This window comes from Streptomyces sp. NPDC034049, assembly GCF_055575575.1.
This window is the reverse complement of sequence record NZ_JBVISJ010000002.1, coordinates 26,637-50,774: the sequence shown is the minus strand read 5'-3', so window position 1 is coordinate 50,774 and position 24,138 is coordinate 26,637. Positions and strand designations below refer to the sequence as shown.

Below are 24,138 nucleotides of genomic sequence, written 5' to 3'. Positions count from 1 at the left end.
ACCTTGCGTAGAGACGCCCCTCCCGCAGACGACGTGTCGACGTCGCGCGGGGCATCGGTGTCCCTTTCACGCCTCCCGGTGAGGAACCTTTCGCATGTCCGCGACCTCCCCGCGGCCGTCGTACACGGCGGTGCTCCGCCTCCCGTACGCCCGCCGCACCTTCGCCGCCGCACTCGTCGGCCGCCTCTCCTACGGCATGGTGCCGGTCGCCGTGCTGCTCGCCGTGACCCGGGCGACGGGCTCGTACGCCGTCGCCGGCACGGTCATGGCCCTGTTCGGTGCCACCAGTGTCCTCCTGTCGCCCGCGAGGGCGGCGCTCGTCGACCGGTACGGCCCGCGCCGGGCACTGCCGCCGATGGCCTCGCTGTACGCCGTGCTGCTCGGGCTGCTCGCGGTGGCGAGCCGGCTGCCGGACGCCTCGGCCCCGGTGCTGGGCGCGATCGCGGTCGCGGCGGGCGCCTGCACGCCGCCGCTAGGACCGACGATGCGCACGGTGTGGAGCGAACTCGCCGCCGACCGGGGGCTGTTGCCGCGCGCGTACAGCCTCGACGGGGTCGCGGAGGAACTGCTGTTCGTGTCGGGGCCGTTGGTGGTGGGCGCGGTGGTGCAGATCGCGCCTCCGGCCGCCGCCGTGGCCCTGGGCGCCGTGCTGGTGGCGGCGGGGACCTTCGCGTTCGCCGCCTCCCCGGCCGTCGCGCGCCTCCCGGGGCGGAGCGCGGTCCCGAAGGAGCCCGCGGGCCGACGGGGTTCGTGGGTCGTCTCCGGGATCGTGCCGCCCGTCGTCGCGGCCGGCGGCGTCGGACTGTCGCTCGGCGCGCTCGACCTGCTGGTGCTGGCCTTCGCCGAACAACGGGGCCACGGGGACGACGTGGTGGCCTGGATCTTCGCCGCGCTGTCCGCCGGCAGCGCCGTCGGCGGGCTGCTGTACGGCGCGGTCGGGTGGCGCTCCGGCGCGCGCGTACGGCTGTCGCTGCCGGCGGCCGGGCTGGGCCTCGCCCTCGCGGGTGCCGGGCTCGCCCCGAACCTGGCGGTCCTCACCGGCGCGGTCGTCTGTGCCGGGCTCTTCGTCGCCCCGGCCCTCACCACCGCGTACCTCGTCGCGGACGCCTCCGCCCCGCCCGGCGCCCGCACCCGGTCCGGGGCCTGGGTCAACACGGCCGTCAACGCGGGCGTCTCGGCGGGGGCGGCCGGCTCCGGGCTGCTGGTGGACCGGGTCTCGCCCGCCCTCGGCTTCGCCCTCGCGGGCGGCGCGGCCCTGCTCGCGGCGGCGGCCGTGGGCGTGGGGAGCCGGGGAGGCCGTGGAGCCTTGCCGGAGGCGGAGGCGGAAGCGGAGGGGCGCAGGACCGAGCGGGTCGGGAGCGCGGAGGCGGGGGTGACGGAATCGCCGTGAGATGAGCCGACCGCGCGAACGGCGGTAGGGGCACCCGGTGTCGGGTGCCCCTACCTGGGGTGAGGAAGGCCGCTCACCTCTGGGGGGCGAGGTGGCGAACTTCCCGGTGTGGAAGGAGGCACCGGGCTCCCGGAGTGTGGGGGAGAGCGCCGGTCCTCCTGGAGGGCGACGCCCGGCCGAGGGGGGTCGGCGGGGTCGGTCCTCCCGGTGGTTCGACGGGACCGCGTGGGTCAGTCCTCCGTGCGGTCGGCGGTCAGCTTGCCGGAGTCGAGGTTCACCCTCCAGTCGCTGCCGGTGCCGTCGGCGGCGGTGGTGTCGACCTCCCAGGCCTGGTCCGTGCTCTCCTCGTCGAGGTCCACGGAGGTCACGGTGCCCTTGTCCGCGGCGGCCTCGGCGGCCTCGGCGGCGGTCACGGAGCTGCCCTTCAGGGCGGCCCGGATCTGCGCGGTCTCGGCGGCGTCGTCACCGTCGTCGTCGCGGTCGGCGTGCGTGCCGAGGACCTTGCCGGTGCTCGGGTCGATCTGGACGCTGAACCACTTGTCACCGGCGGTCAGGACGTCGACGTCCCACACCAGGTTCGTGCCCTCGTCGTCGAGGTCGGCGGAGACGGCCGTACCGGCCTTGGACTTCAGCGCGGTGGCGATCGCGTCGGCGGCCGTGACCTGACCGGCCTTTGCCTCGGCCGCGTTCTCGGCCTTGTCGTCGGCGTCCTGGTCCGTGTCACGGGCGGCCCGGTCCTCGGCCTTGTCGTCCGCCCTGTCCTGGGCGGTGTCGTCGGAGTCGTCGTTCACGTCGTTGGCGTCGTCGCGGTCGTTGTCGTCGTTCGACACCGACACGGTCTTCTTCGCCGGCGCCTCGTCGTCACCCGAGACCGCGATGGCGGTCGCGGTGCCGCCGCCGATCAGGGCGACGGCCGTGACGGTGGCGATGACGATGTTGCGCTTCATGGGGTTCCTCCAGGATGCGACTGGCTGCGACCAGTTACGGATGATGTCGCGGTCGCAGCGGGGCTTTTCCGGGCTTGTCCGCCTCGTCTGCTTTCGACGTGGACCAATCTGGCCGACCGACGCTGAAGCGGACCTGAAGCCCCCTGAAGACCGCTTCAGGTTCGGTTTGCCAAGCTGAACGCATGCGCCTGTTGATCGTGGAAGATGAGAAGCGGCTCGCGGTGTCGCTGGCCAAGGGCCTGACGGCAGAGGGGTACGCCGTGGACGTCGTCCACGACGGGATCGACGGACTGCACCGGGCGAGCGAGGGGTCGTACGACCTCGTGATCCTCGACATCATGCTGCCCGGCATGAACGGCTACCGCGTCTGCGCCGCCCTGCGCGCCGCCGGCCACGACGTGCCGATCCTGATGCTCACGGCCAAGGACGGCGAGTACGACGAGGCCGAGGGCCTCGACACGGGCGCCGACGACTATCTGACCAAGCCGTTCTCGTACGTCGTCCTGGTCGCCCGGGTGAAGGCGCTGCTGCGGCGGCGCGGCCCCTCGGGCGGTGCCTCGCCCGTGCACGAGGTCGGCGATCTGAAGGTCGACACCGCCGCCCGGCGCGTGTTCCTCGCCGACGACGAGATCACCCTCACCACCAAGGAGTTCTCCGTCCTGGAGCAACTCGTCCTGAGAGCCGGTGAGGTCGTCTCCAAGGCCGACATCCTGGAGCACGTCTGGGACTTCGCCTACGACGGCGACCCGAACATCGTCGAGGTCTACATCAGCGCGCTGCGCCGCAAGCTCGGTTCCCCGCTCATCAAGACCGTGCGCGGGGCCGGATACAGACTGGAGGGCCGCTCGTGAAACGCCGTCTCGGCTCGGTACGGGCCCGTGCGACCCTCGCCGCGACCGTCGTCGTCGCGGTTGCCCTGGTCGCCGCCGGCGCCGCCGTCCTGCTCTCGCTGCGGTTCACCCTCACCGACAAGGCGGACGCGGAGGCCGACTCCGTGGCCCGCAACGCGGCCTCCGCGCTGGCGAACGGGTTCGCCTACGCCGAGTTGCGGCTGCCGGACGGCGACGAGAACCCGGTCGAGGTCCTGGACCGGGACGAGAAGCCCGTCGCCGTCGGCGAGGACGTCGAGAGCATGGACGTGACCGCCATCGACTCGGACCGCCTGAACTCCGAGACCAACGACGACGCCGACGACCGGGCGGAGGGCGACCGGGACGCCGAGGACGAGGGCAGCCTCAAGGCGGGTCAGGTCGCCGACGAGACCTGGTACGGCGAGGGCACCGCGACCGTCGAAGGGGCCACGGCGGACTACCGGTTCGCCGGGGTCGACGTGGTCACGCCGGCGGGGGTGCCGCTGACCGTCTACGCGGGTGCCCCGCTCTCCATCGAGGAGGAGGCCGTCGGCACCGCGCTCACCACGATGCTCATCGGGCTGCCGCTGCTGCTGCTGACCGTGAGCGGGGTGACGTACGTCGTCACCGGGCGGGCGCTGCGGCCCGTCGAGGGCATCCGTGCGGAGATGGCGGCGATCACGGCGTCCGAGGACCTCACCCGACGCGTCCCCGAGCCCGGCACGCACGACGAGGTCGCCCGGCTGGCGCGCACCACCAACGAGACGCTGGCCGCGCTGGAGGCCTCGGTGGAGCGGCAGCGCGCGTTCGTCGCGGACGCCTCGCACGAACTGCGCAGCCCCATCGCCTCGCTGCGCACGCAGCTGGAGGTGGGCGCCGCGCACCCGGAGCTGCTGGACCTGGACGGGGCGGTCGAGGACACCGTGCGGTTGCAGAGCCTCGCCGCCGACCTGCTGCTGCTCGCCCGTCTGGACGCGGGGGAGCGGCCGCCGCCGGACGCGCGGTTCGACCTGGCGCGGGTCGTACGGGAAGAGGTGGAGTCCCGTAAGGGCGTGTCGCTGGACGGCGTGGACGCGGTGGAACTGCGCGGCTCGCGCAACCAGATCTGCCGGGTCCTCGGCAACCTCCTGGACAACGCGGCCCGCCACGCCCGCAGCCGCGTCGCCGTCACCCTGCGCACCACGCCCGACCTGGCGGTCCTCCAGGTCACCGACGACGGCGCGGGTGTTCCGCCGGCCGACCGGGAGCGCATCTTCGAACGCTTCGTCCGCCTGGACGAGTCCCGGGCGAGGGACGACGGCGGCGCGGGCCTGGGGCTCGCGATCGCCAGGGACATCGCCACCCGCCACGGAGGCACCCTGACGATCGACGACGCCCCCGGCGGAGGCGCACTGTTCGAGCTACGGCTCCCGCGGTAGGCCCAGGGGCGCGGGGAACTGCGCGACCGGCCACGACGGACCCGCGGCCGACACTCGACCCGCAGTCCCCCCGGCGCTCAACCGGCCCCCGAGCGGAGCGCTACGGCTTACCCCGATGGCTCCGGAGGTGCTCCGCGATCGGCACCAGCGACTTGTGCAGCTCCTCCATCGCCTCCTCCGACAGCAGATCGATGAAGTGCCGCCGCACGGAGGCGACATGGTGCGGAGCCACCCGCTGCATCGTCGCCATGCCGTGCTCCGTGAGCACGGCGAACAGCCCGCGCCGGTCGGACTCGCAGTTCTCCCGGCGCACCAGGTCGGCGTTCTCCATCCGGGTGATCTGGTGCGAGAGGCGGCTCTTGGACTGGAGCGTGGCGGCGGCGAGGTCGCTCATCCGCATCCGCCGCCCCTCGGACTCGGACAGGTTCACCAGGATCTCGTAGTCGTTCATTGTCAGGCCGAACGGCTGCAGATCCCTTTCGAGCTGATGCGTCAGCAGCCTGTTGACGTCCAGATGGGTGCGCCAGGCGCACTGCTCCGCATCGGTCAGCCAGCGCGTGGCCGTTTCGGTCTCCATGAATGAAGTCTACCTAAAATGTTGAAATGCGAACTAGTGAGGGTCGGGTGTGTCTCTCGTGCGGACAGGTCGGGTCTTACGGGTTGGAGCATGACAACGCGCACACGTTCGATGTCACACTCCGCAGACTACCGCTCACAGCCCGAAGCGACGCTGGAGGTCCCCCAGCTGTCCGGGAAGGCGCGGTGCCCCCGCCGGCTGTCCGTGATGCCCGGGTACCCCACCGCCGCCGGGCACGCCCGGCTCGTGCGGGACCACGCCCGTGGCCTGCTCGGCCATGAGCGTCTCGGACGACTGGAGCAGCACCGTGCCCGCCCCGACGAACTCGAACTGGTGCTCCTCGCCGGACGCCCCGCCGATCCCCGTCATCGCACGTAGACCGCCCATGACCCCGGACATGTAGGTGTGGTCGTAGTGGTGGCACGGCGAGGGGCAGTCGGCCCACCCGACCAGGGCCTGCGGATCCACCCGGATGGGGGGTTCCATGAACACCACCGGGCCGTTGGAGGCGGCCACGAACTTGCCCGTGCCGATGAGGGTCAGGAAGCCCGGGACGATCGACTGCTTCAGCGCGAGACTTGGCTGAAAAGCGAGGAGGTTGCCCGAGCGAATGGTGAGATTGCCGTCCTCCAAGTCATACGAATTGACGTCGAAGGCCCGGTCGGCGAGGAGCATCTTGCCCGACCCCTCCGCCACGACCCAGTCGCTCGCGTGCAGAGGCGAATGGAACGACGTACGGACGAGACCGCCGAGACGGCCGTGTCCGATGCCGTTGAACTCCATCTGGCCGTAGTAGGCGATCATCTTGCCCTTCTGCAGGAACCACTGGCTCCCCTTGAGCTCCACGCAGAAGGTGTAGTTGTTGACGTTGTCGTCGGACGGCAGCGTCATCGGGTCGTGGACGGTCGGACCGGCGACCGGGGCCCCGTACATGCTCACAGCTTCTCCTCCGAGGCCTGGACGTACACCGCACCACTGCCGCTCAGCTCCAGCTGGAACGCCTCGCCGGAGCCCCGGCCCACCATGTCGCGCCAGCCGAGCGCGGTGGAGAGCTTGTTGCGTACGTCGCCGTGGTGCGCCACGTACGCCTGCGGGTCGACATGGACCGGGCGCTGGGGGGTGATCGGGACCTCGATCACCCCGCCGTGCGCCATGACCGCGACGGCGCCGTGCCCCTTCAGGGTCGTGGTGAACAGGCCCTGGCCCGTCACCTGGCCCCGGACCATGCCCATGACGCCGCCCTGCGAGCCCATGAACATCGTGCCCTGCTGGAGGGTGCCGTCGAAGGCCAGCAGCCGGTCGGCCTCGACGTAGAGGGTCTCGCCCGTCAGGTTGATCACCTGGATGTGGTGGCCGCCGTGACCGAACAGCACCGTGCCGCTGCCCTCGACGGTCATCAGCGGCGTCGCCTCGCCCGCCACCCGGCGGCCGATCATCGACGCGATACCGCCCTGCCCGCCCTGGATGTTGGGGGTGAAGGACACCTCGCCCTTGTAGGCGAGCATCGCGCCGCGCTGGCTGAACAGCCGCTGGCCCGGCAGCACGGTCGCCTCGATCATCTTCGAGTTGATCTCACGGAAGGCCATGTCAGACGTCCCCCGCCACCGTGTTGCGCTCGCTGGGCTGGACGTAGACGAGTCCGTCGCCCTCGAAGCGGATCTGGAAGGCCTCGCCGCCGCCCTCGCCCATGAACGTGCGGAACGTCACACCGGACTGGAAGGACTGCTGGAGGTTGCCCTGGTGGGCGATGTACGCCCCGGGATCCACCGTCAGCGGGTACTGATGGCTCACCCGGAGCACCACCGCCGGGCCGTCGGACATGATCGCCGCCTGGCCGTGGCCCTCGACGGTCGTGGTGAACAGGCCGTTGCCCTGCGAGGCGCCGCGCAGCCCCGTGAAGCTCGTGCCCGTACGCAGCCCGGAGTCCGTCGCGAGCAGATTGCTCGACTCCACGTACAGCTTGTCCCCCTGAAGATTCACGAGGTTGATCTCGGACGCCCGGTCCGCGAACCAGCAGGTCCCTTGCCCGGTCACCTCCATCAACGTCATCTGCTCACCTGTGAGTCGCCGCGTCACCATCCCGCGCAGGCCCTCACCGCCGCCGCTCAGTTTCTTGAACGACATCTGACCGTCGTAGGCGACCATCGAGCCGTTCTTCGCCTTCACGGCGTCCCCGGTCATGTCGACGGCCAGCACTTTGCTGCCTTGAAGTCGGAACATTGCCACGGGGTGACGTTAACCGGCCGATGGCCGGACAGGACAGGGCCCAGGGGTGGATCTCGACCCCGAAGGGACCCTAGGGACGCCGGGCGATCGGCGGATGCCAGAATGGGCCGAGCTTGTGCTTCCGTTCACAAACCGACCCCACCGAAGGTGACCCGTGGACACAAAGACCGTCTCCGCCCTCCGCCGCCTGCGCCTCGTCTCCGCCCCCGAGGCCGTCTCCTTCCTGCTCCTGCTCGTCTGCTCGGTGCTGAAGCGGACCACGGAGTTCAACGCGGTGCCCGTGATGGGCTGGGTCCACGCCGGCCTCTTCGTCCTGTACCTGATCTTCTGGGCCGACGCCTGGAACCGTACGAAGTGGTCGCTGAAGACCGCCGCGCTCTACTTCGTCCTCTCCGTCCTGCCCACCGGCGGCTTCTTCGCCGACCGCAGGCTGCGCCGCGAGACCGAGGACGCCGTGATCGCCACCCGCGCCCGCAAGGAAGGGATCGTGAACGCGTGATCGTCGCCTTCTCCGTGACCCCCCTCGGTGTCGGCGAGGACGTGGGGGACTACGTCGCCGACGCCGTCCGGGTCGTCCGCGCATCGGGTCTGCCGAACCGCACCGACGCCATGTTCACCTCGATCGAAGGTGACTGGGACGAGGTCATGGACGTCGTACGCCGCGCCGTCGCCGCCGTCGAGAAGCGCGCGCCCCGCGTCTCCCTCGTCCTCAAGGCCGACATCCGCCCCGGCGTCACGGACGGCCTCACGTCCAAGGTGGAGACGGTGGAGCGCCACCTGTCCGAGCCGTCGTAGCCCGCCGCGGGCGCTGCCGCGGCCGCCGGAACCCCGGTCCCCGAGGACCGGGGTTTTCCATGCCCTGCTGTTTGAGCGATCGCTCAAATCGGAGTACGGTCGTCCCCGACAGGTTGAGCAGTCGCTCAAAAAAGTCGTCGGCCTGGGGGAACGCGGATGGGGCTCTACATCGAGGCACGAGTACGGGCGGACCTGGAGGAGGTGTGGGCCCGCACCCAGGAGCCCGCCCTCCACCAGCGGTGGGACCTCCGGTTCACGGAGATCGGCCACCTCCCGCGGGCGGAGGGCGAGCCGCAGCGCTTCCGGTACGCCACCCGCGTGCTCCCCGGCCTGACGGTCGCCGGGACCGGCGTCTCGGCCGGGGAGAGGGAGCGGCCGGACGGCACCCGCACCTCAGCGCTGCGGTTCGCCTCGCCGCACCTGCTCTCCCTGATCGCCGAGGGCAGCGGCTACTGGCGCTACGTCCCGGACGGCGACGGCGTGCGCTTCCTCACCGGCTACGACTACCGCCCCCGCTGGGGCCGGCCGGGCGCCCTCGTCGACCGGATGCTGTTCCGCCCGCTCATGGGCTGGGCCACCGCCTGGTCCTTCGACCGACTCCGCCTGTGGCTGGAGCGGGACATCACCCCCGAGCGGGCCTTGCGGCACTGGCTCGCCGAGGCGGCCGTCCGCGTGCTGGCGGTCCTGGCCGCCTGCGCCGGCCTCGCGTACGGGGCGCTGGGGAACCCGGCGGGCGCCCTGGCGCCGCTCGCGCTGTTCGCGACCCCGGTCCTGGCCGTGTCGGCGGTCCTGGCCGCCCTGTTGGCGCCGCCCCTGCCCGGTACCCCGTCCGCCCGCCGCTGTGTGCGGACCGCACCCGCACGTGCGCGTGCGCCCCGACTGCTCGCGACCCTGAAGGGATGACCGGCGTGGACGCCACGACTCCGGGGACCACCCCGTCTCCCTCCGCCCCGCCGGCCTCCCCCGCTTCTCCGGTCTCCCCGGCCTCTCCGGCCTCGATCTTCCGTACGGTCATGGGCGCCGACTTCGAGCGGCTGCACCCCGAGCTGCGTCGCCGCTTCTCGGTCGGACTGGCGAGCGGACAGGCGTGCACGGGCCGGGGGGTGATGGACCGCGTCTGGCACGGGCGGGGCCTGGTGAAACCCTTCCTCGCGCTCGGAGGCACCCGGAACATCCTCGTCCCGCGCGAGGGGCGGCACGTTCCCTTCACCATCGAGAACGTGCCGTACACCGACGGTTTCGGCCGTGAGACGGTGACCTTCGTGCGTACCTTCGACCTGCCCGGCCGGTCCCGCCGGTTCGACGCCCAGATGGTGCTGAGCCCCAAGGGCGACCGCGTCCTCGACTACCTCGGCACCCACCAGCACCTCGCCAGCGACCTGTACTTCCGCGCGGAGCCCGACGGGTCGCTGCTGATCCGCTCCGGCGAGCACCGCTTCCGCGAGGGGCCCCTCGACGTCCGGGTCCCCGGGCTCATCGGCGCGGACGCCGAGGTGCGGGAGCGGTTCGACGAGCGGACGGGACGCTTCCGGATCCAGGTACGGGTGGTGAACCGGCACTTCGGGCCGCTCTTCGGCTACGAGGGCTCCTTCACCGCGACCTACCAGGACGTCCGGGTGTGCGGGGTCCGGGCCGGGCTGCGGCCGGTCCGTGAGGAGGCGCGGGCGTGAGCGGGGCGACCCGGACGAAGCTGCTGGAGGGCGCGCTGCGGACGCTCGTCGAGCAGGGGATCGCCAAGACGTCCGCCCGTACGATCGCCGCGACCGCCGGGGTGAACCAGGCGCTCGTCTTCTACCACTTCGGGTCGGTCGACGAACTCCTGGCGGCGGCCTGCCGGTACGGGGCGGAGCAGCGGGTCGCCCGCCACCGGGAGCGGATGGCGGCGATCGGCTCGCTCTCCGAACTGCTGGCCTTCGGGCGGGAGATGCACGTGGAGGAGCGGGCGGCGGGGCATGTGGCCGTGCTGGGGCAACTCCTCGCGGGGGCGCAGACCCACCCTCGGCTCGCACCGGCGACGGCCGCCGGGCTGGACCTGTGGATCGCGGAGGTCGAGGGGGTGCTGCGCAGGGTCCTCGCCGCCTCGCCGCTCGGGGAGTTCGCCGACGCGGGTGGGCTGGCGCGGGCCGTGGCGGCGTCGTTCGTGGGGCTGGAGCTGTACGAGGGGGTCGATCCGGAGGGGGCGGGGGAGGCGCTCGGGGCGCTGGAGCAGCTCGCGGGGCTTGTTGCCGCGCTCGATGGGCTCGGGCCGGTGGCGCAGCGGGCGGTGCGGCATCAGTTGCGGAGGGCCGCGGGGCGTTGAGGTGTGGGGTGCGGGGGCTGCCGGCCGTTGACGCGGGATTTTCTCGCCCCCGCCGCCCCTACCCGTCCCATCCTCCAGGGGCTGCGCGCCGCCTTCGACCCCCGTCAACGATTCGGGGCTCCGCCCCGGACCCCGTTCGCGCAGTTCCCCGCGCCCCTGGGGGCGGGCCCCGTTCGTGCAGTTCCCCGCGCCCCTGTGGGGCGACCGAAAGGCGAGACGGGGCTGACCGGCATGTGACCGGCCGGTAAGGTCGGTGCCGTGCCGAAGCCGCTCAGCCTCTCCTTCGACCCCATCTCGCGCGCCGACGAGCACTGGAAGCAGCGCTGGGGAAACGTCCCGTCCATGGCCGCGATCACGTCGATCATGCGTGCCCAGCAGATCCTGCTGGCGGAGGTCGACGCGGTGGTCAAACCGTACGGGCTGACGTTCGCGCGCTATGAGGCCCTCGTGCTGCTGACCTTCTCGCAGAAGGGCGAGCTGCCGATGTCCAAGATCGGTGAGCGGCTCATGGTGCACCCCACGTCCGTGACGAACACCGTCGACCGCCTGGTGAAGTCCGGTCTGGTCGACAAGCGCCCCAACCCCAACGACGGCCGCGGCACCCTCGCCTCCATCACCGACAAGGGCCGCGAGGTCTGCGACGCGGCCACCCGCGAGCTCATGGCCATGGACTTCGGCCTCGGCGCCTACGACGCCGAGGAGTGCGCGGAGATCTTCGCGATGCTCAGGCCGCTGCGGGTGGCGGCGGGGGACTTCGAGGAGGACTGACCGGAGGCGGTCAGGAGGCGGTCAGGCGGCGGCCGGGTTCGGGGCCGCCTCCTTGATGATCAGCGGCTCGACCTCGCGGCTGACCTTGCGCTCCACGAAGAAGGCGGCCGTCGGCACGGTCCCGGCGAGCAGCACCCAGGCGAGGCGGCCCAGCGGCATCTTGGCCTTGCTGCCGAGGTCGAAGGCGAAGACCAGGTAGAGCACGTACAGCCAGCCGTGGGCGAAGCCGACCACCGTGACGAAGCCGTCGAAGCCGTCCATGCCCAGCAGGCGCTTCCCGATCACGCCCACTGTCAGCAGGATCAGCAGGACGGCGGTGACGTAGGCCATCACCCGGTAGCGGGTCAAGACGCTCTTCTTCATGGCACCGAGCGTAACGGGTGCTGTTTCGCACCCCGCGCGCGCGTCCTGAGCTGCGTTGCTGTCGTTTAGTAGGACGTCCTAGTAAATTGGTTCCATGGACGCTGACGCCATCGAAGAGGGCCGCCGCCGCTGGCAGGACCGTTACGACTCCGCGCGGAAGCGGGAGGCCGACTTCACGACGCTCTCCGGGGACCCCGTGGAGCCCGTGTACGGGCCCCGGCCGGGCGATGTGTACGAGGGGTTCGAGCGGATCGGCTGGCCGGGGGAGTTCCCCTTCACGCGCGGGCTGTATCCGACCGGCTATCGGGGGCGGACCTGGACGATCCGCCAGTTCGCGGGGTTCGGGAACGCGGAGCAGACGAACGAGCGCTACAAGATGATCCTCGCCAACGGAGGCGGAGGGCTGTCCGTCGCGTTCGACATGCCGACCCTGATGGGCCGGGACTCGGACGATCCGCGCTCGCTCGGCGAGGTGGGCCACTGCGGCGTCGCCATCGACTCCGCCGCCGACATGGAGGTGCTGTTCGAGGGCATCCCGCTGGGCGACGTCACCACCTCCATGACGATCAGCGGGCCCGCCGTCCCCGTCTTCTGCATGTACCTCGTCGCCGCCGAGCGGCAGGGCGTCGACCCGGGCGTGCTCAACGGCACCCTCCAGACCGACATCTTCAAGGAGTACATCGCGCAGAAGGAGTGGCTCTTCCAGCCCGAGCCGCATCTGCGCCTCATCGGCGACCTCATGGAGCACTGCGCGGCGAAGATCCCCGCGTACAAGCCGCTCTCCGTCTCCGGCTACCACATCCGCGAGGCCGGGGCCACGGCCGCGCAGGAACTGGCGTACACCCTCGCGGACGGCTTCGGATACGTGGAACTGGGGCTCAGCCGGGGGCTGGACGTCGACGTGTTCGCGCCCGGGCTGTCCTTCTTCTTCGACGCGCACGTCGACTTCTTCGAGGAGATCGCCAAGTTCCGCGCGGCGCGCCGGATCTGGGCGCGGTGGATGCGGGACGTGTACGGGGCGCGCACGGAGAAGGCCCAGTGGCTGCGCTTCCACACGCAGACGGCCGGGGTCTCGCTGACCGCGCAGCAGCCGTACAACAACGTGGTGCGTACGGCGGTGGAGGCGCTGTCGGCGGTGCTCGGCGGGACCAACTCGCTGCACACCAACGCGCTGGACGAGACGCTGGCGCTGCCGTCCGAGCAGGCCGCGGAGATCGCGTTGCGGACGCAGCAGGTGCTGATGGAGGAGACCGGCGTGGCAGGCGTCGCCGATCCGCTGGGTGGTTCGTGGTACGTCGAGCAACTGACGGACCGTATCGAGGCCGACGCCGAGAAGATCTTCGACCAGATCAAGGAGCGGGGGCTGCGGGCGCGTCCGGACGGGGTGCATCCGATCGGGCCGATCACGTCCGGGATCCTGCGGGGGATCGAGGACGGGTGGTTCACCGGGGAGATCGCGGAGTCCGCCTTCCGGTACCAACAGGCGCTGGAGAAGGGGGAGAAGCGGGTCGTCGGCGTCAATGTCCACCATGGGTCCGTGACCGGGGACCTGGAGATCCTGCGGGTCAGCCACGAGGTGGAGCGGGAGCAGGTGCGGGTGCTCGCGGGGCGGAAGGCCGCGCGGGACGACGGGGCGGTGCGGTCCGCGCTCGACGCGATGCTCGCGGCGGCGCGCAGCGGGGCCAACATGATCGGGCCGATGCTCGACGCGGTGCGGGCCGAGGCGACGCTGGGGGAGATCTGCGGGGTGCTGCGGGAGGAGTGGGGGGTGTACACGGAGCCGGCGGGGTTCTAGGGCGCGGTCGCTCTGGCGGGGCGGGTTGGGGCCGTTGTCGAGTGCGGGGGCGTGGGGGCTTCTCGCGCAGTTCCCCTCGCGCCCCCTACGGGGTGCTTCCGCTCAGGCCGTGCAGCAGGAGGGTCGTGAAGCCCCTGGCCCAGTCCTCGTCCGCCGGTTCCGCGCTGACCAGGGTGCGGTGGACGACCGCGCCCGCGACCACGTCGAAGATGAGGTCGACGGTGCGGGAGGCGGTGGTGGGGTCGGATTCCGGGGGGAGTTCGCCGCGGGTCTGGGCACGGGTGCGGCCCTCCAGGACGAGGCGTTTCTGGCGGTCGACGATGGAGGCGCGGATGCGTTCGCGCAGGGCGTCGTCGTGGGTCGACTCGGCGACGACGGCCATGAGGCCGCTCTTGGCCTCCGGGCGGGCCAGGATCGCCGCGAACTGGAGCACGACGCCCTCGATGTCGGCGGCCAGGCTGCCCCGGTCGGGCAGGCGCAGTTCGTCGAAGAGTTCCGCCACCGCGTCCACGACGAGTTCGTTCTTGCCGGCCCAGCGGCGGTAGAGGGTCGTCTTCGCGACACCGGCCCGGGTCGCCACGTCGCCCAGGGTCAGCTTCGACCAGCCCAGGTCGACCAGCGCCGCACGGGTCGCGGCCAGGATCGCGGCGTCCGCGGCGGCACTGCGCGGACGGCCGCCCGTGGCACGTGAGGCGGGGGTGCGGCTCTGCATCCGCCGACCATATCCGGCCGTTGTCGAAATCCTCCCCGTCGTCGTGAGGCAGATCACTGCGGAGTGGGTAGTGAGGGGTGCAGGAGGGTCGGCGGGGCGGTTACGCTACGAGTCGTAGCGAAAGCCGGGTGGGCGCTCGGCTCCAGGACGCTTTTCACCTGCGTGCTCGGAAGGGGGAGGATGTACTCATGCAGCCACGGAACATGTCCATGAGCGGAGTCGTCGACCTCGCCGCGGTGAAGGCGGCCCAGGAGGCCAAGGCGAAGGCGGAGCAGGCGCGCGCCGAAGCGGCCCGGCAGGGCGGGGGAGGGGCGGTCTCCCCGGCCGACCTGGTCATCGACGTCGATGAGGCCGGGTTCGAGAGCGAGGTCCTTCAGCGGTCCACCGAAGTCCCCGTCGTCATCGACTTCTGGGCCGAGTGGTGCCAGCCCTGCAAGCAGCTCAGCCCGGTGCTGGAGCGCCTCGCCGTCGAGTACAACGGCAAGTTCGTCCTCGCGAAGATCGATGTCGACGCCAACCAGATGTTGATGCAGCAGTTCGGGATCCAGGGGATCCCGGCCGTGTTCGCCGTCGTCGCCGGTCAGGCCCTCCCCCTCTTCCAGGGCGCCGCCCCCGAGCAGCAGATCCGCGCGACCCTCGACCAGCTCGTGCAGGTCGCCGAGGAGCGCTTCGGGCTCACCGGCCTGGTGGTGGACCCGGACGCCGAGTCCGGCGCCCCCGTCGAGGCGGCCCCGCAGATCCCGGCCGGCCCGTACGACCACCTGCTCGAAGCCGCCGTACGAGCCCTGGACGCGGGCGACTTCGGTGGCGCGGTGCAGGCGTACAAGAACGTGCTGAGCGACGACCCGGGTAACACGGAGGCCAAACTGGGCCTCGCCCAGGCCGAGTTGCTCCAGCGTGTGCAGGGCGTCGACCCGCAGGACGTGCGCAAGGCGGCCGCCGAGAACCCGGGCGACGCGCAGGCGCAGATCGCGGCGGCGGACCTCGACCTCGTCGGCGGACATGTGGAGGACGCGTTCGGACGACTCATCGACACAGTGCGGCGCACGGCCGGTGACGACCGGGACGCCGTACGGCTGCGGCTGCTGGAGCTCTTCGAGGTGGTCGGCGGTGACGATCCGCGGGTGGCCGCGGCGCGTCGCTCGCTGGCGCGGGCCCTGTTCTGACCTGTCCGTGGGCCTGTTCCCCGGCCGTGTGCCGACGGTGACGGGCCGAGGCGCGGGGGCTCTCGACCGTCCGGTCCCGGAGTACCGGGGCGCGTGATGCGTGAGTGAGAGATTTGGCGACACAGCGACACAGCGGCCGCGTTTTACCAAATCTTGGTAATCGCGGCCGCTGTTACTGGCAGTAAGAGAATCCCGTCGATCTGTCGGACTCTGTCCGACTGTCCACCCATGTGTCGCCTCACTGGGCGCCACCCAGGGTCGCTGGCCGATGCCGATGGGTCGTTGTTCGGTTATCCGTCCGTTACTAGCCAGTAACGACCCCCCTTGCGGGGGCGGCGAGAATGCACCACGATCGGCGACGCTCGGTCCTGTCCCGTACCCCGCCAGCCAGTCGGGTCAACGGGTTTTCTGGGTCCCCACCGAGTAGAGCGGGCGACAGTGGCGCCGGCTCTTGGGCAGGGGGGTCTCCGCTCAACCGCGGAGCCTGTCCAGCAGGTTGTGCGTGATGCGTGTCAGGCGCGACCAGTGGTTGTCGCTCGGGGGTGATCGCCGGTGATTCGGGCGCTTTTCGCGCCACCGAGCGCAGGCGCTCTCCTTCCCGAGGACGTAGCACTTCTCCCATCCCTGTCCGGCCGAGCCGCCGCCAAGGGGCGAGCCGGTGTCAGGAGATGTACGTCCGAGAAGGAGGAAATATGGAGTCCCAGGTGCGTGGCGGGACCAGATGGAAGCGGTTCGCTGTGGTCATGGTGCCCAGCGTCGCCGCCACGGCAGCGATAGGTGTCGCCCTCGCGCAGGGTGCTCTCGCCGCGTCGTTCAGTGTGTCGGGCCAGTCGTTCAAGGTGACGGCGGGCCAGCTCGACGGCACGGGCTTCTCGCAGTACGGAGCGCTCGACGAGGGTTACACCCTCAAGGGCGAGAAGACGGTTCACCCCGTCGCCGTCTCGGGGTTCAAGTCCGCGACCATCACCAACATGTGTCAGTCGGTCGTCACCCCCGGTGTCCCGATCCTCGGTAGCGTCAGCCTCAAGCTGACCGCCGGCACCGGTGGCAAGAAGGTCGAGGCCGAGAACCTCTACATCGACGTCGAGGAGCTCTCCGGAGACGCCACCTTCCGTGGCATCGACATCGGTGTGGCGGCCAAGGACGCCAACAAGGGTCCGGGCATGAAGGGCGGCTCGGAGCAGGCCAACCCCTACGGGTTCGCCCAGCAGGCCGACTCGGCCTCGCTGAGCGACGTGAAGCAGACGGCGTGGGCGACCACTGCAGGAACCTTCAAGCTGAGCAACTTGAAGATGTCGCTCCACAAGGGCGTCGTGGAGTGCTACTAGGCACTCCCTGGGCGGGTGAGGGGGCGTCCGCTTCTTCGCCCGCCCGTCCCTCCCGTCGTGCGCTCCACCGCGCACGCGACCTCCGTACCTGAATTCCGTACGCCCGCTTCGTACGTGTCGTACGTGAATTTCTCACAGCAACACTGTTCCAGGGAGCTGTTGTCCATGAGCGCCGAGTCAACGGGGCAGAACGAAGACTATCTCCGCGCCTTTCGGCGGCGCTTTAGTGACTGGAGGGGCTCTCGTCCCTTCTGGGCGGGGCTGTTGGTCCTGCTCGGCGGTTTCCCGATCATGTATCTGCCGTACGCGAACCTGCAGATCGGTCACCTGACGCTCGCCATGTCGACGACGGGCGGCGCGGGATCCCTCATCATCGGCGTGCTGCTGGTGGTGCTCGGGGTCAGCCTCTGGTTCCAGCGGCACGTACGCACCTTCGCCGGTACGGCGGCGATCCTCCTGGCGCTCGTGTCCATCCCGGTCTCCAACCTCGGTGGCTTCGGTGTCGGCTTCCTGCTCTCCCTGATCGGCGGTGCGCTGGCCATCGCCTGGGCCCCCGGTCACGAGGAGGAGGCGGTGCCGTCCACCTACAGGACCCCTTCGCGGACGCCGGTTCCGCAGGACACGGCTCCCGAGAACACGGCACAGCAAGGTGCGGTCCCCCTGCACAAGGGCGACGCCCCGGAGCCCGCGGGAGCGGGCTCGGTGAGCGGGGCGGCGAACGGCGAGGGCGACGACCTCACAGGTACCACCCCCACGAACGGGACGAACGGGAGGCACAGTGCCGGCTGACGAGGTGACCCACGGGACTTCGGTGGGAGAGTCCCGTGCGAGATCCGGACCGCGGCACGCGGCGCCCAAGAAGCCCCTTCTCACCCGGCTGAACATGCCGGCGGGCAAGGCGATAGCCCTGGCGGCGATGCCGACGGCGGTCCTCATGGGCATGGGCTTCACGCCCACACTGACGCTCGCCCGTGCCGACGACCCGACGAAGCTGTCTCTGACCGCCGACGAGTACAAGGACTGCGTGGAGGCCCTGGAGGCCGCCGAGGAGGGCACCGACGCCTCCGCCTCGCCGACCCCGACCCCGTCTGCCGAGGAGAGCACCGACTCCAAGGACGAGGACACGTCCACGGACGAGGACAAGGACACGTCCGCGGGCGACGACTCCGCCGACGACAGCAACTCCTCCGGAGACTCGGCCTCCGACGACACGACCACGGACGACTCCGCGTCGTCGGATTCAGGTTCCGACGACAAGGACGGCTCGGCCTCGGACGCGTCGTCGACGACCGGCTCCGACAAGGCCGCGACCGGCACGTCCGACTCCGGCGACACCTCGTCGGCGGACACCTCGGGCACCTCAGGCACCGACAGCGGCGGCAACGTGCTGGAGGACATCGGCACCGCCATCGAGGACCTGTTCACGCCGGACGACAAGGAGACGGAGACCGCTCCCTCCACGTCGACCAGCCCGTCCCCGTCGCCCTCCCCTTCGGAGGACGCCTCCGGCTCGAAGGAGGACGACGACGCGGGCTCGGACGCCGGCAAGGACGCGAAGGACACCGCGGGCGACGCCTCCGACAAGGTCGAGGACGCCGCCAAGGACGTCACCGACACCGCCGGGGACACCGAGGACCTCGAGAAGGCGGCCGAGGACGCCACCGACGACGCCACGGACGACGCCACCGCCACGCCGAGTCCCTCGCCGAGCGAGAGCGCGGACACCGAGGGCTGCCCGGTCGCCACGGACGACGAGAGCGGCGTCGAGAAGGGCATTCCGCCGCTGCCGAACGACCCCTGGTACCTGGACGCCAGCTCGCTGCTGCTGAAGGGCGCCGACTACAAGGGCGTCGTCAAGGTGAAGACCGCCGACGGCTCGGTCAAGGAGGTGCTGAAGTACGTCATCTCCGACGGCACCGACATCGGCGACCTCCACCAGACGGTCGAGGACAAGCAGGCCGGCGTGACCTACCACGTGCAGGCCGGCAAGGGCACCACGTCCACGATCCGCGAGGGCAAGACGGTCATGTACACCGAGAGCATCTCCGGCAACCTGCTCGGTCTGATCCCGGTGACCTTCGACCCGAAGCACCCGCCGCCGCTGAACATCCCGCTGATCTACTTCACCAAGGTGCAGGTCGTCCAGGCGGGCCAGTTCGGCGGAACGCTCACCGTTCCGGGCATGCACCAGTTCACGACCGACTGAGCAGCCGGTCACCCTGCGGCCCGGGAGACCGGGCCGCCCAGGACCCTTCCGGGAGCCGCACAGACCGAGGGCGCCCCCTGTTCCCAGGGGGCGCCCTCGGTGTCTCGTACGGCGATGACGGCCGCGTCAGTCGCGGGCGCCGCCGCCCAGGTGGTGCACCCGGACCATGTTGGTGGTGCCCGGGACACCGGGGGGCGAGCCGGCGGTGATGACCGCGATGTCGCCCTCATTGAAGCGGTTGAGCTTGACCATCTCGTGGTCGACCAGGTCGACCATCTCGTCGGTGCTGTTCACGAACGGCACGACGTGCGACTCGACACCCCAGCTGAGCGCCAGCTGGTTCCGGGTGGACTCGTCGGTGGTGTACGCGATGATCGGCTGCGACGCGCGATAGCGCGAGAGCCGGCGGGCGGTGTCACCGGACTGCGTGAACGCCACCAGGGCCCGGCCGCCGAGGAAGTCGGCGATCTCGCAGGCGGCACGGGCGATCGAACCACCCTGCGTGCGCGGCTTCTTGCCCGGCACCAGCGGCTGGAGGCCCTTGGAGAGCAGCTCCTCCTCGGCCGCCGTGACGATCTTCGACATCGTCCGGACGGTCTCCAGCGGGTACGCGCCCACGCTGGACTCCGCCGACAGCATGACCGCGTCCGCGCCGTCCAGGATCGCGTTGGCCACGTCGGAGGCCTCGGCGCGGGTGGGGCGGGAGTTGGTGATCATCGACTCCATCATCTGGGTCGCCACGATCACCGGCTTGGCGTTGCGGCGGCACAGCTCGATGAGGCGCTTCTGCACCATGGGGACCTTCTCGAGCGGGTACTCGACGGCCAGGTCGCCACGGGCGACCATCACACCGTCGAACGCCATCACGACGTCCTCCATGTTCTCCACCGCCTGCGGCTTCTCCACCTTGGCGATGACGGGGACCCGGCGGCCCACCTCGTCCATCACCTTGTGGACGTCCCGCACGTCGCTCGCGTCCCGCACGAAGGACAGCGCCACCAGGTCGCAGCCCATCCGCAGCGCGAACCGCAGGTCCTCGACGTCCTTCTCGGACAGCGCGGGCACGTTGACGGCCGCGCCGGGCAGGTTGATGCCCTTGTGGTCGGAGATGACACCGCCCTCGACGACCTCGGTCCGCACGCGCGGCCCGTCGACCTCGATGACCCTCAGCTCGACGTTGCCGTCGTTGATGAGGACCTGGTCACCGGGGGAGACGTCACCGGGCAGGCCCTTGTACGTCGTACCGCAGATCTGCTTGTCGCCCGGCACGTCCTCGGCGGTGATGGTGAACTCGTCACCGCGCACCAGCTCGACGGGACCCTCGGCGAAGGTCTCCAGGCGGATCTTGGGGCCCTGGAGGTCGGCGAGGACACCGATGGCCTTGCCGGTCTCGGCGGCGGCGGCCCGGACCCGGTCGTAGCGGCCCTGGTGCTCGGCGTGACTGCCGTGGCTGAAATTGAAACGGGCCACGTTCATGCCGGCCTCGATGAGGGCGACCAGTTGCTCGTGGGAGTCGACCGCGGGGCCGAGAGTACAGACGATTTTCGAACGGCGCATGGGACGATCCTATCGGTTTGTTTCGCTCCGGAATATTCCGTCTGGCGGAATGCTGCAATTCATATGGGCGGCTATGCGCTCAGGCGTGTTACCGGCGTGTATTGCCCGATGGTGCTCAGTTGTTCTTTTCGAAGCTCAGATGTTCTTTCCGACCAGGGTGTACGTCTGTGCCGCGATCTCCAGTTCCTCGTCCGTCGGGACCACCGCCACGGCGACCCGCGCACCGGCCGGCGAGATCAGCCGCGGCTCGTCGCCCCGTACGGCGTTGAGATCGCCGTCCACGGCGAGGCCCAGCCCGTCCAGGCCCGCGAGGGCGGCCTCCCGCACCGGCGCCGCGTTCTCGCCGACACCCGCCGTGAACGCGACCGCGTCCACCCGGCCGAGCACCGCGTAGTAAGCACCGATGTACTTCTTCAACCGGTGAATGTAGATGTCGAAGGCCAGCTTCGCCCGTTCGTCGCCCTCGTCGATTCGCCGGCGGATTTCCCGCATGTCGTTGTCGCCGCACAGCCCGATCAGACCGCTCTTCTTGTTGAGGAGAGTGTCGATCTCGTCCGTGGACATTCCGCCAACGCGCATCAAATGAAAGATGACGGCCGGGTCCATGTCTCCGGACCGGGTACCCATCACGAGCCCCTCCAAGGGCGTCAGCCCCATGGAGGTGTCCACGCACCGCCCGCCGCGGACCGCCGACGCGGACGCCCCGTTGCCGAGGTGCAGCACGATGACGTTCACCTCGGACGGGTCCTTGCCCAGCAGTTCGGCCGTCGCCCGGGACACGTACGCGTGCGAGGTGCCGTGGAAGCCGTAGCGGCGGATGCGGTGCGCGTCGGCTGTCTCGACGTCGATGGCGTAGCGGGCCGCCGACTCCGGCATGGTGGTGTGGAACGCCGTGTCGAACACCGCCACCTGCGGCAGGTCCGGGCGCAGCGCCCGCGCCGTGCGGATCCCGGTGAGGTTGGCCGGGTTGTGCAGCGGTGCCACCGGGATCAGCCGCTCGATCTCGGCGAGCACGGTGTCGTCGATCACGGTCGGCCGGGTGAAGCTCTGTCCGCCGTGCACCACGCGGTGACCGATGGCCGCCAGCTCGGGGGAGTCCAGGCCGAGGCTGTCCTTGGCCAGCTCCTCCGCCACAGCCTGGAGGGCGGCTTCGTGGTCGGCGATCGGCTCGGTGCGCTCGCGGGAGGCGCCCCCGTTCGTGAGCGGGGTGTGCTTCAGCCGGGAGGTCTCCTCGCCGATGCGCTCCACCAGGCCCATGGCCAGGCGGCTGCGGTCGCGCATGTCGAGGAGCTGGTACTTCACCGACGAGGAGCCGGAGTTGAGGACGAGGACGCGGGTGGCGGTCACGGGGGTGGGCTTTCTGTCGTCGGTGGGGGTCACTGGGCCGCGGGCGTGGGCGTCTGGGCCTGGATCGCCGTGATGGCGACCGTGGTCACGATGTCCTGGACCAGCGCGCCCCGGGACAGGTCGTTGACCGGCTTGCGCAGCCCCTGGAGGACCGGCCCGACCGCGAGCGCGCCCGCCGACCGCTGCACGGCCTTGTAGGTGTTGTTGCCGGTGTTGAGGTCCGGGAAGATCAACACCGTGGCCTGGCCCGCCACTTCGGAGTCCGGCAGCTTGGTCGCCGCAACACTCGGCTCCACGGCGGCGTCGTACTGGATCGGCCCCTCGATCAGCAGGTCGGGCCGCCGGGAGCGCACGATGTCGGTGGCCTCGCGCACCTTGTCGACATCGGCGCCCGACCCGGACGTCCCCGTGGAGTACGACAGCATCGCGATCCTCGGCTCGACCCCGAACTGCCGCGCGGTGGCGGCGGACTGGATCGCGATGTCGGCGAGCTGCTCGGCGTTCGGGTCCGGGTTCACCGCGCAGTCCCCGTACACCAGCACCTTGTCCGCGAGACACATGAAGAAGACCGACGAGACGATGCCGGCGTCCGGCCGGGTCTTGATGATCTCGAAGGCGGGCCGGATGGTGGCGGCGGTGGAGTGCACCGAACCCGAGACCATCCCGTCGGCCATCCCCTCCTGGACCATCAGCGTGCCGAAGTAGTTCACATCGGACACCACGTCGTACGCCAGCTCCATGCTGACGTTCTTGTGGGCGCGGAACTGGGCGTACTTCTCCGCGAAGGGGTCGCGCCACTCGGAGGTCGCCGGGTCCACCAGCATGCTGTCGCCGAGGTCGATGCCCAGGTCGGCGGCCTTCTTGCGGATCTGCTCGACGGGGCCGAGGAGGGTGAGGTCGCAGACGTCGCGGCGGAGGATGACCTCGGCCGCGTGCAGGACGCGCTCCTCCGTGCCCTCGGGGAGCACCACCCGGCGCCGCTCGGAGCGGGCCTGTTCGAGGAGGGTGTGCTCGAACATCATCGGCGTGACCCGGTCGCTGCTCGGCGCCGAGACCCGGCCCCGCAGCTCGGCGGTGTCCACGTGCCGCTCGAAGAGCCCGAGCGCCGTCTCCGCCTTGCGCGGGGTCACCGCGCTCAACTTGCCCTCCATGGAGAAGAGTTCGGAGGCGGTGAGGAAGGAGCCGGACTCGACGGCGACGACGGGCGTGCCGGGGGCGAGGCGGGCGGCGAGGGTGAGGATCTCCTCGCTGGGCCGCTCGTCGAGGGTGAGCAGCAGGCCCGCGATCGGCGGGGTGCCGGCGCTGTGCGCGGCGAGGGAGCCGATGACGAGGTCCGCGCGGTCGCCGGGGGTGACGACCAGACAGCCCGGGGTCAGGGCGTTGAGGAAGTTCGGCAGCATGGCCCCGCCGAAGACGAAGTTCAGCGCGTCGCGCGCGAGGCCCGAGTCGTCGCCGAGCAGGACCTTGCCGCCCAGCGCGTGGGTGATCTGGGCGACGGTGGGCGCGGAGAGCGCGGGCTCGTCGGGCAGCACGTAGCAGGGCACGGGGAGCGGCAGCCGGGAGTCACCGAGCCGCTCGGCCATCCCGTCGCGGTCGGCGGGCGCGACCCGGTTGACGACCATGGCGAGCACGTCGCAGCCGAGGCCCTCGTACGCGCGGTAGGCGTTGTGGGTCTCGGCCACCACCGACTCGGCGGTCTGCTTCCGCCCGCCGACCACCGGGATGACGGACGCGCCGAACTCGTTGGCGAGCCGGGCGTTGAGCGACAGCTCGTCCGGGAACTGGGTGTCGGCGAAGTCGGTCCCGAGGACGAGGACGACGTCGTAGTCCCGGGCGACGGCGTGGAACCGGTCGACGAGCGTGGAGACCAGCTCGTCCGTGCCGTGCTCGGCCTGGAGCGTGGACGCCTCGTGGTAGTCCATGCCGTACACGGTCGCCGGGTCCTGGGTGAGCCGGTAGCGGGCGCGCAGCAGGTCGAAGAGCCGGTCCGGTCCGTGGTGCAGCAGCGGCCGGAACACCCCCACCCGGTCGACCTGGCGGGTCAGGAGCTCCATCACCCCCAGTTCGACGACCTGGCGGCCGTCGCCGCGATCGATCCCGGTCACGTACACGCTGCGCGTCACGTGTGCTCTCCGTTTCATGCGGTTCATGTGGTTCGACTGATTCGGCAGGGGAGGGGTGGAAATCACCGTCACGGAGGACGGAAACCCTCTTGACAATACCCCTGACCATGGATAAGGCGCCCATCAGTGGGGAGGGGTCCCGGGTGGGGCCGGACGGGCGCGGCGACCCCCGGTCGGCCGTGAAACAATCGGACTGGCTCATCAGTACCACCACCGAGCCGGACACTCAGGACGCTCAGGACGATCAGGACGAGCAGGAGACACAGCACG

The 24,138-nt window shown here is 70.7% G+C and carries 24 protein-coding genes; 14 read left to right on the top strand and 10 right to left on the bottom strand.

What is annotated here, in order from left to right:
• Positions 1–94 precede the first annotated feature (94 nt).
• Positions 95–1,390 carry an MFS transporter gene (locus ACZ52C_RS05015; RefSeq protein ID WP_469073467.1) on the top strand — a complete coding sequence of 432 codons (1,296 nt, stop codon included), beginning with the start codon at positions 95–97 and terminating at the stop codon, positions 1,388–1,390.
• Between the two features lie 230 nt (positions 1,391–1,620).
• Here the strand turns inward: ACZ52C_RS05015 and ACZ52C_RS05010 are convergent, their stop codons facing one another.
• Positions 1,621–2,337, bottom strand: a complete 717-nt coding sequence (locus ACZ52C_RS05010; protein ID WP_469073466.1) for a PepSY domain-containing protein — start codon at positions 2,335–2,337, stop codon at positions 1,621–1,623.
• A gap of 182 nt (positions 2,338–2,519) precedes the next feature.
• On the opposite strand from ACZ52C_RS05010, the gene ACZ52C_RS05005 reads away from it, so the two are divergent.
• Both ACZ52C_RS05005 and ACZ52C_RS05000 read left to right on the top strand, forming a co-directional pair.
• The gene (locus ACZ52C_RS05005; RefSeq protein ID WP_045558904.1) at positions 2,520–3,188 is read left to right on the top strand and encodes a response regulator transcription factor; all 669 of its coding nucleotides are present in this window, start codon (positions 2,520–2,522) and stop codon (positions 3,186–3,188) included.
• A complete protein-coding gene (locus tag ACZ52C_RS05000; RefSeq protein ID WP_469073465.1) occupies positions 3,185–4,606 on the top strand; it encodes a sensor histidine kinase in 1,422 nt (473 codons plus the stop codon). The genes ACZ52C_RS05005 and ACZ52C_RS05000 overlap by 4 nt, the downstream gene beginning before the upstream one ends.
• 100 nt (positions 4,607–4,706) lie before the next feature.
• Here ACZ52C_RS05000 and ACZ52C_RS04995 read toward each other — a convergent pair whose 3' ends face one another.
• The 4 genes from ACZ52C_RS04995 to ACZ52C_RS04980 all read right to left on the bottom strand — a co-directional run bounded on the left by ACZ52C_RS04995 (position 4,707) and on the right by ACZ52C_RS04980 (position 7,403).
• Positions 4,707–5,183, bottom strand: a complete 477-nt coding sequence (locus tag ACZ52C_RS04995) for a MarR family winged helix-turn-helix transcriptional regulator (RefSeq protein ID WP_045558902.1) — start codon at positions 5,181–5,183, stop codon at positions 4,707–4,709.
• Positions 5,184–5,318: 135 nt separating this feature from the next.
• Positions 5,319–6,116, bottom strand: a complete 798-nt coding sequence (locus ACZ52C_RS04990) for an AIM24 family protein (protein WP_045558901.1) — start codon at positions 6,114–6,116, stop codon at positions 5,319–5,321.
• A 2-nt stretch (positions 6,117–6,118) separates the two neighbouring features.
• Complete coding sequence (locus ACZ52C_RS04985) at positions 6,119–6,769, bottom strand: AIM24 family protein (protein WP_230220440.1); 651 nt, start codon at positions 6,767–6,769, stop codon at positions 6,119–6,121.
• Position 6,770: 1 nt separating this feature from the next.
• Complete coding sequence (locus ACZ52C_RS04980) at positions 6,771–7,403, bottom strand: AIM24 family protein (RefSeq protein WP_184903697.1); 633 nt, start codon at positions 7,401–7,403, stop codon at positions 6,771–6,773.
• Between the two features lie 160 nt (positions 7,404–7,563).
• Between ACZ52C_RS04980 and ACZ52C_RS04975 the strand changes: the two genes are divergently transcribed.
• The 6 genes from ACZ52C_RS04975 (at position 7,564) to ACZ52C_RS04950 (ending at position 11,271) form a co-directional block, all read left to right on the top strand.
• Entirely contained in the window at positions 7,564–7,908 is a 345-nt protein-coding gene (locus ACZ52C_RS04975) for a DUF3817 domain-containing protein (protein ID WP_469073464.1), read from the top strand.
• Positions 7,905–8,204, top strand: coding sequence for an MTH1187 family thiamine-binding protein (locus ACZ52C_RS04970; protein ID WP_469073463.1), 300 nt, complete (start codon positions 7,905–7,907; stop codon positions 8,202–8,204). Before ACZ52C_RS04975 ends, ACZ52C_RS04970 begins: the two co-directional genes overlap by 4 nt.
• A gap of 156 nt (positions 8,205–8,360) precedes the next feature.
• Positions 8,361–9,107 carry a hypothetical protein gene (locus ACZ52C_RS04965; protein WP_469073462.1) on the top strand — a complete coding sequence of 249 codons (747 nt, stop codon included), beginning with the start codon at positions 8,361–8,363 and terminating at the stop codon, positions 9,105–9,107.
• 110 nt (positions 9,108–9,217) lie between these two features.
• A complete protein-coding gene (locus ACZ52C_RS04960) occupies positions 9,218–9,874 on the top strand; it encodes a DUF4166 domain-containing protein (protein ID WP_469074143.1) in 657 nt (218 codons plus the stop codon).
• Positions 9,871–10,503 (top strand): TetR/AcrR family transcriptional regulator, encoded by a 633-nt coding sequence (locus ACZ52C_RS04955; RefSeq protein WP_469073461.1) that lies wholly within the window; start codon positions 9,871–9,873, stop codon positions 10,501–10,503. The genes ACZ52C_RS04960 and ACZ52C_RS04955 overlap by 4 nt, the downstream gene beginning before the upstream one ends.
• A 258-nt stretch (positions 10,504–10,761) precedes the next feature.
• Positions 10,762–11,271 carry a MarR family winged helix-turn-helix transcriptional regulator gene (locus ACZ52C_RS04950; RefSeq protein WP_469073460.1) on the top strand — a complete coding sequence of 170 codons (510 nt, stop codon included), beginning with the start codon at positions 10,762–10,764 and terminating at the stop codon, positions 11,269–11,271.
• A gap of 21 nt (positions 11,272–11,292) precedes the next feature.
• On the opposite strand, the gene ACZ52C_RS04945 is transcribed toward ACZ52C_RS04950, so the two are convergent.
• Positions 11,293–11,634 (bottom strand): DUF3817 domain-containing protein, encoded by a 342-nt coding sequence (locus ACZ52C_RS04945; RefSeq protein ID WP_319107770.1) that lies wholly within the window; start codon positions 11,632–11,634, stop codon positions 11,293–11,295.
• A gap of 94 nt (positions 11,635–11,728) precedes the next feature.
• On the opposite strand from ACZ52C_RS04945, the gene ACZ52C_RS04940 reads away from it, so the two are divergent.
• Positions 11,729–13,429: an acyl-CoA mutase large subunit family protein gene (locus tag ACZ52C_RS04940; RefSeq protein WP_469073459.1), complete on the top strand. Its 1,701-nt coding sequence runs from the start codon at positions 11,729–11,731 to the stop codon at positions 13,427–13,429.
• An 85-nt stretch (positions 13,430–13,514) separates the two neighbouring features.
• Here ACZ52C_RS04940 and ACZ52C_RS04935 read toward each other — a convergent pair whose 3' ends face one another.
• Positions 13,515–14,141, bottom strand: coding sequence for a TetR/AcrR family transcriptional regulator (locus ACZ52C_RS04935; protein ID WP_469073458.1), 627 nt, complete (start codon positions 14,139–14,141; stop codon positions 13,515–13,517).
• 188 nt (positions 14,142–14,329) lie between these two features.
• On the opposite strand from ACZ52C_RS04935, the gene ACZ52C_RS04930 reads away from it, so the two are divergent.
• The 4 genes from ACZ52C_RS04930 (at position 14,330) to ACZ52C_RS04915 (ending at position 18,841) form a co-directional block, all read left to right on the top strand.
• Positions 14,330–15,307, top strand: a complete 978-nt coding sequence (locus tag ACZ52C_RS04930; RefSeq protein WP_319107774.1) for a tetratricopeptide repeat protein — start codon at positions 14,330–14,332, stop codon at positions 15,305–15,307.
• Between the two features lie 692 nt (positions 15,308–15,999).
• Positions 16,000–16,635, top strand: a complete 636-nt coding sequence (locus ACZ52C_RS04925; protein WP_469073457.1) for a DUF6230 family protein — start codon at positions 16,000–16,002, stop codon at positions 16,633–16,635.
• Between the two features lie 165 nt (positions 16,636–16,800).
• Complete coding sequence (locus ACZ52C_RS04920; RefSeq protein ID WP_469073456.1) at positions 16,801–17,424, top strand: DUF6114 domain-containing protein; 624 nt, start codon at positions 16,801–16,803, stop codon at positions 17,422–17,424.
• Complete coding sequence (locus ACZ52C_RS04915) at positions 17,414–18,841, top strand: hypothetical protein (protein WP_469073455.1); 1,428 nt, start codon at positions 17,414–17,416, stop codon at positions 18,839–18,841. Before ACZ52C_RS04920 ends, ACZ52C_RS04915 begins: the two co-directional genes overlap by 11 nt.
• A gap of 126 nt (positions 18,842–18,967) precedes the next feature.
• Here ACZ52C_RS04915 and pyk read toward each other — a convergent pair whose 3' ends face one another.
• From pyk to pta, 3 genes are all read right to left on the bottom strand, one after another.
• Positions 18,968–20,398 (bottom strand): pyruvate kinase, encoded by a 1,431-nt coding sequence (gene pyk / locus ACZ52C_RS04910; protein ID WP_192335428.1) that lies wholly within the window; start codon positions 20,396–20,398, stop codon positions 18,968–18,970.
• A gap of 135 nt (positions 20,399–20,533) precedes the next feature.
• Positions 20,534–21,745, bottom strand: coding sequence for an acetate kinase (locus ACZ52C_RS04905; RefSeq protein WP_469073454.1), 1,212 nt, complete (start codon positions 21,743–21,745; stop codon positions 20,534–20,536).
• Positions 21,746–21,774: 29 nt separating this feature from the next.
• Positions 21,775–23,868 (bottom strand): phosphate acetyltransferase, encoded by a 2,094-nt coding sequence (gene pta / locus ACZ52C_RS04900; protein ID WP_469073453.1) that lies wholly within the window; start codon positions 23,866–23,868, stop codon positions 21,775–21,777.
• Positions 23,869–24,138 lie beyond the last annotated feature (270 nt).

Bases quoted from the DNA above. Each gene is read 5' to 3' on its own strand.
- ACZ52C_RS05015 (WP_469073467.1), top strand. From the start codon at position 95: ATGTCCGCGACCTCCCCGCGGCCGTCGTACACGGCGGTGCTCCGCCTC.
- ACZ52C_RS05010 (WP_469073466.1), bottom strand. From the start codon at position 2,337: ATGAAGCGCAACATCGTCATCGCCACCGTCACGGCCGTCGCCCTGATC.
- ACZ52C_RS05005 (WP_045558904.1), top strand. From the start codon at position 2,520: ATGCGCCTGTTGATCGTGGAAGATGAGAAGCGGCTCGCGGTGTCGCTG.
- ACZ52C_RS04995 (WP_045558902.1), bottom strand. From the start codon at position 5,183: ATGGAGACCGAAACGGCCACGCGCTGGCTGACCGATGCGGAGCAGTGC.
- ACZ52C_RS04990 (WP_045558901.1), bottom strand. From the start codon at position 6,116: ATGTACGGGGCCCCGGTCGCCGGTCCGACCGTCCACGACCCGATGACG.
- ACZ52C_RS04985 (WP_230220440.1), bottom strand. From the start codon at position 6,769: ATGGCCTTCCGTGAGATCAACTCGAAGATGATCGAGGCGACCGTGCTG.
- ACZ52C_RS04980 (WP_184903697.1), bottom strand. From the start codon at position 7,403: ATGTTCCGACTTCAAGGCAGCAAAGTGCTGGCCGTCGACATGACCGGG.
- ACZ52C_RS04965 (WP_469073462.1), top strand. From the start codon at position 8,361: ATGGGGCTCTACATCGAGGCACGAGTACGGGCGGACCTGGAGGAGGTG.
- ACZ52C_RS04960 (WP_469074143.1), top strand. From the start codon at position 9,218: ATGGGCGCCGACTTCGAGCGGCTGCACCCCGAGCTGCGTCGCCGCTTC.
- ACZ52C_RS04945 (WP_319107770.1), bottom strand. From the start codon at position 11,634: ATGAAGAAGAGCGTCTTGACCCGCTACCGGGTGATGGCCTACGTCACC.
- ACZ52C_RS04940 (WP_469073459.1), top strand. From the start codon at position 11,729: ATGGACGCTGACGCCATCGAAGAGGGCCGCCGCCGCTGGCAGGACCGT.
- ACZ52C_RS04935 (WP_469073458.1), bottom strand. From the start codon at position 14,141: ATGCAGAGCCGCACCCCCGCCTCACGTGCCACGGGCGGCCGTCCGCGC.
- ACZ52C_RS04930 (WP_319107774.1), top strand. From the start codon at position 14,330: ATGCAGCCACGGAACATGTCCATGAGCGGAGTCGTCGACCTCGCCGCG.
- ACZ52C_RS04925 (WP_469073457.1), top strand. From the start codon at position 16,000: ATGGAGTCCCAGGTGCGTGGCGGGACCAGATGGAAGCGGTTCGCTGTG.
- ACZ52C_RS04920 (WP_469073456.1), top strand. From the start codon at position 16,801: ATGAGCGCCGAGTCAACGGGGCAGAACGAAGACTATCTCCGCGCCTTT.
- pyk (WP_192335428.1), bottom strand. From the start codon at position 20,398: ATGCGCCGTTCGAAAATCGTCTGTACTCTCGGCCCCGCGGTCGACTCC.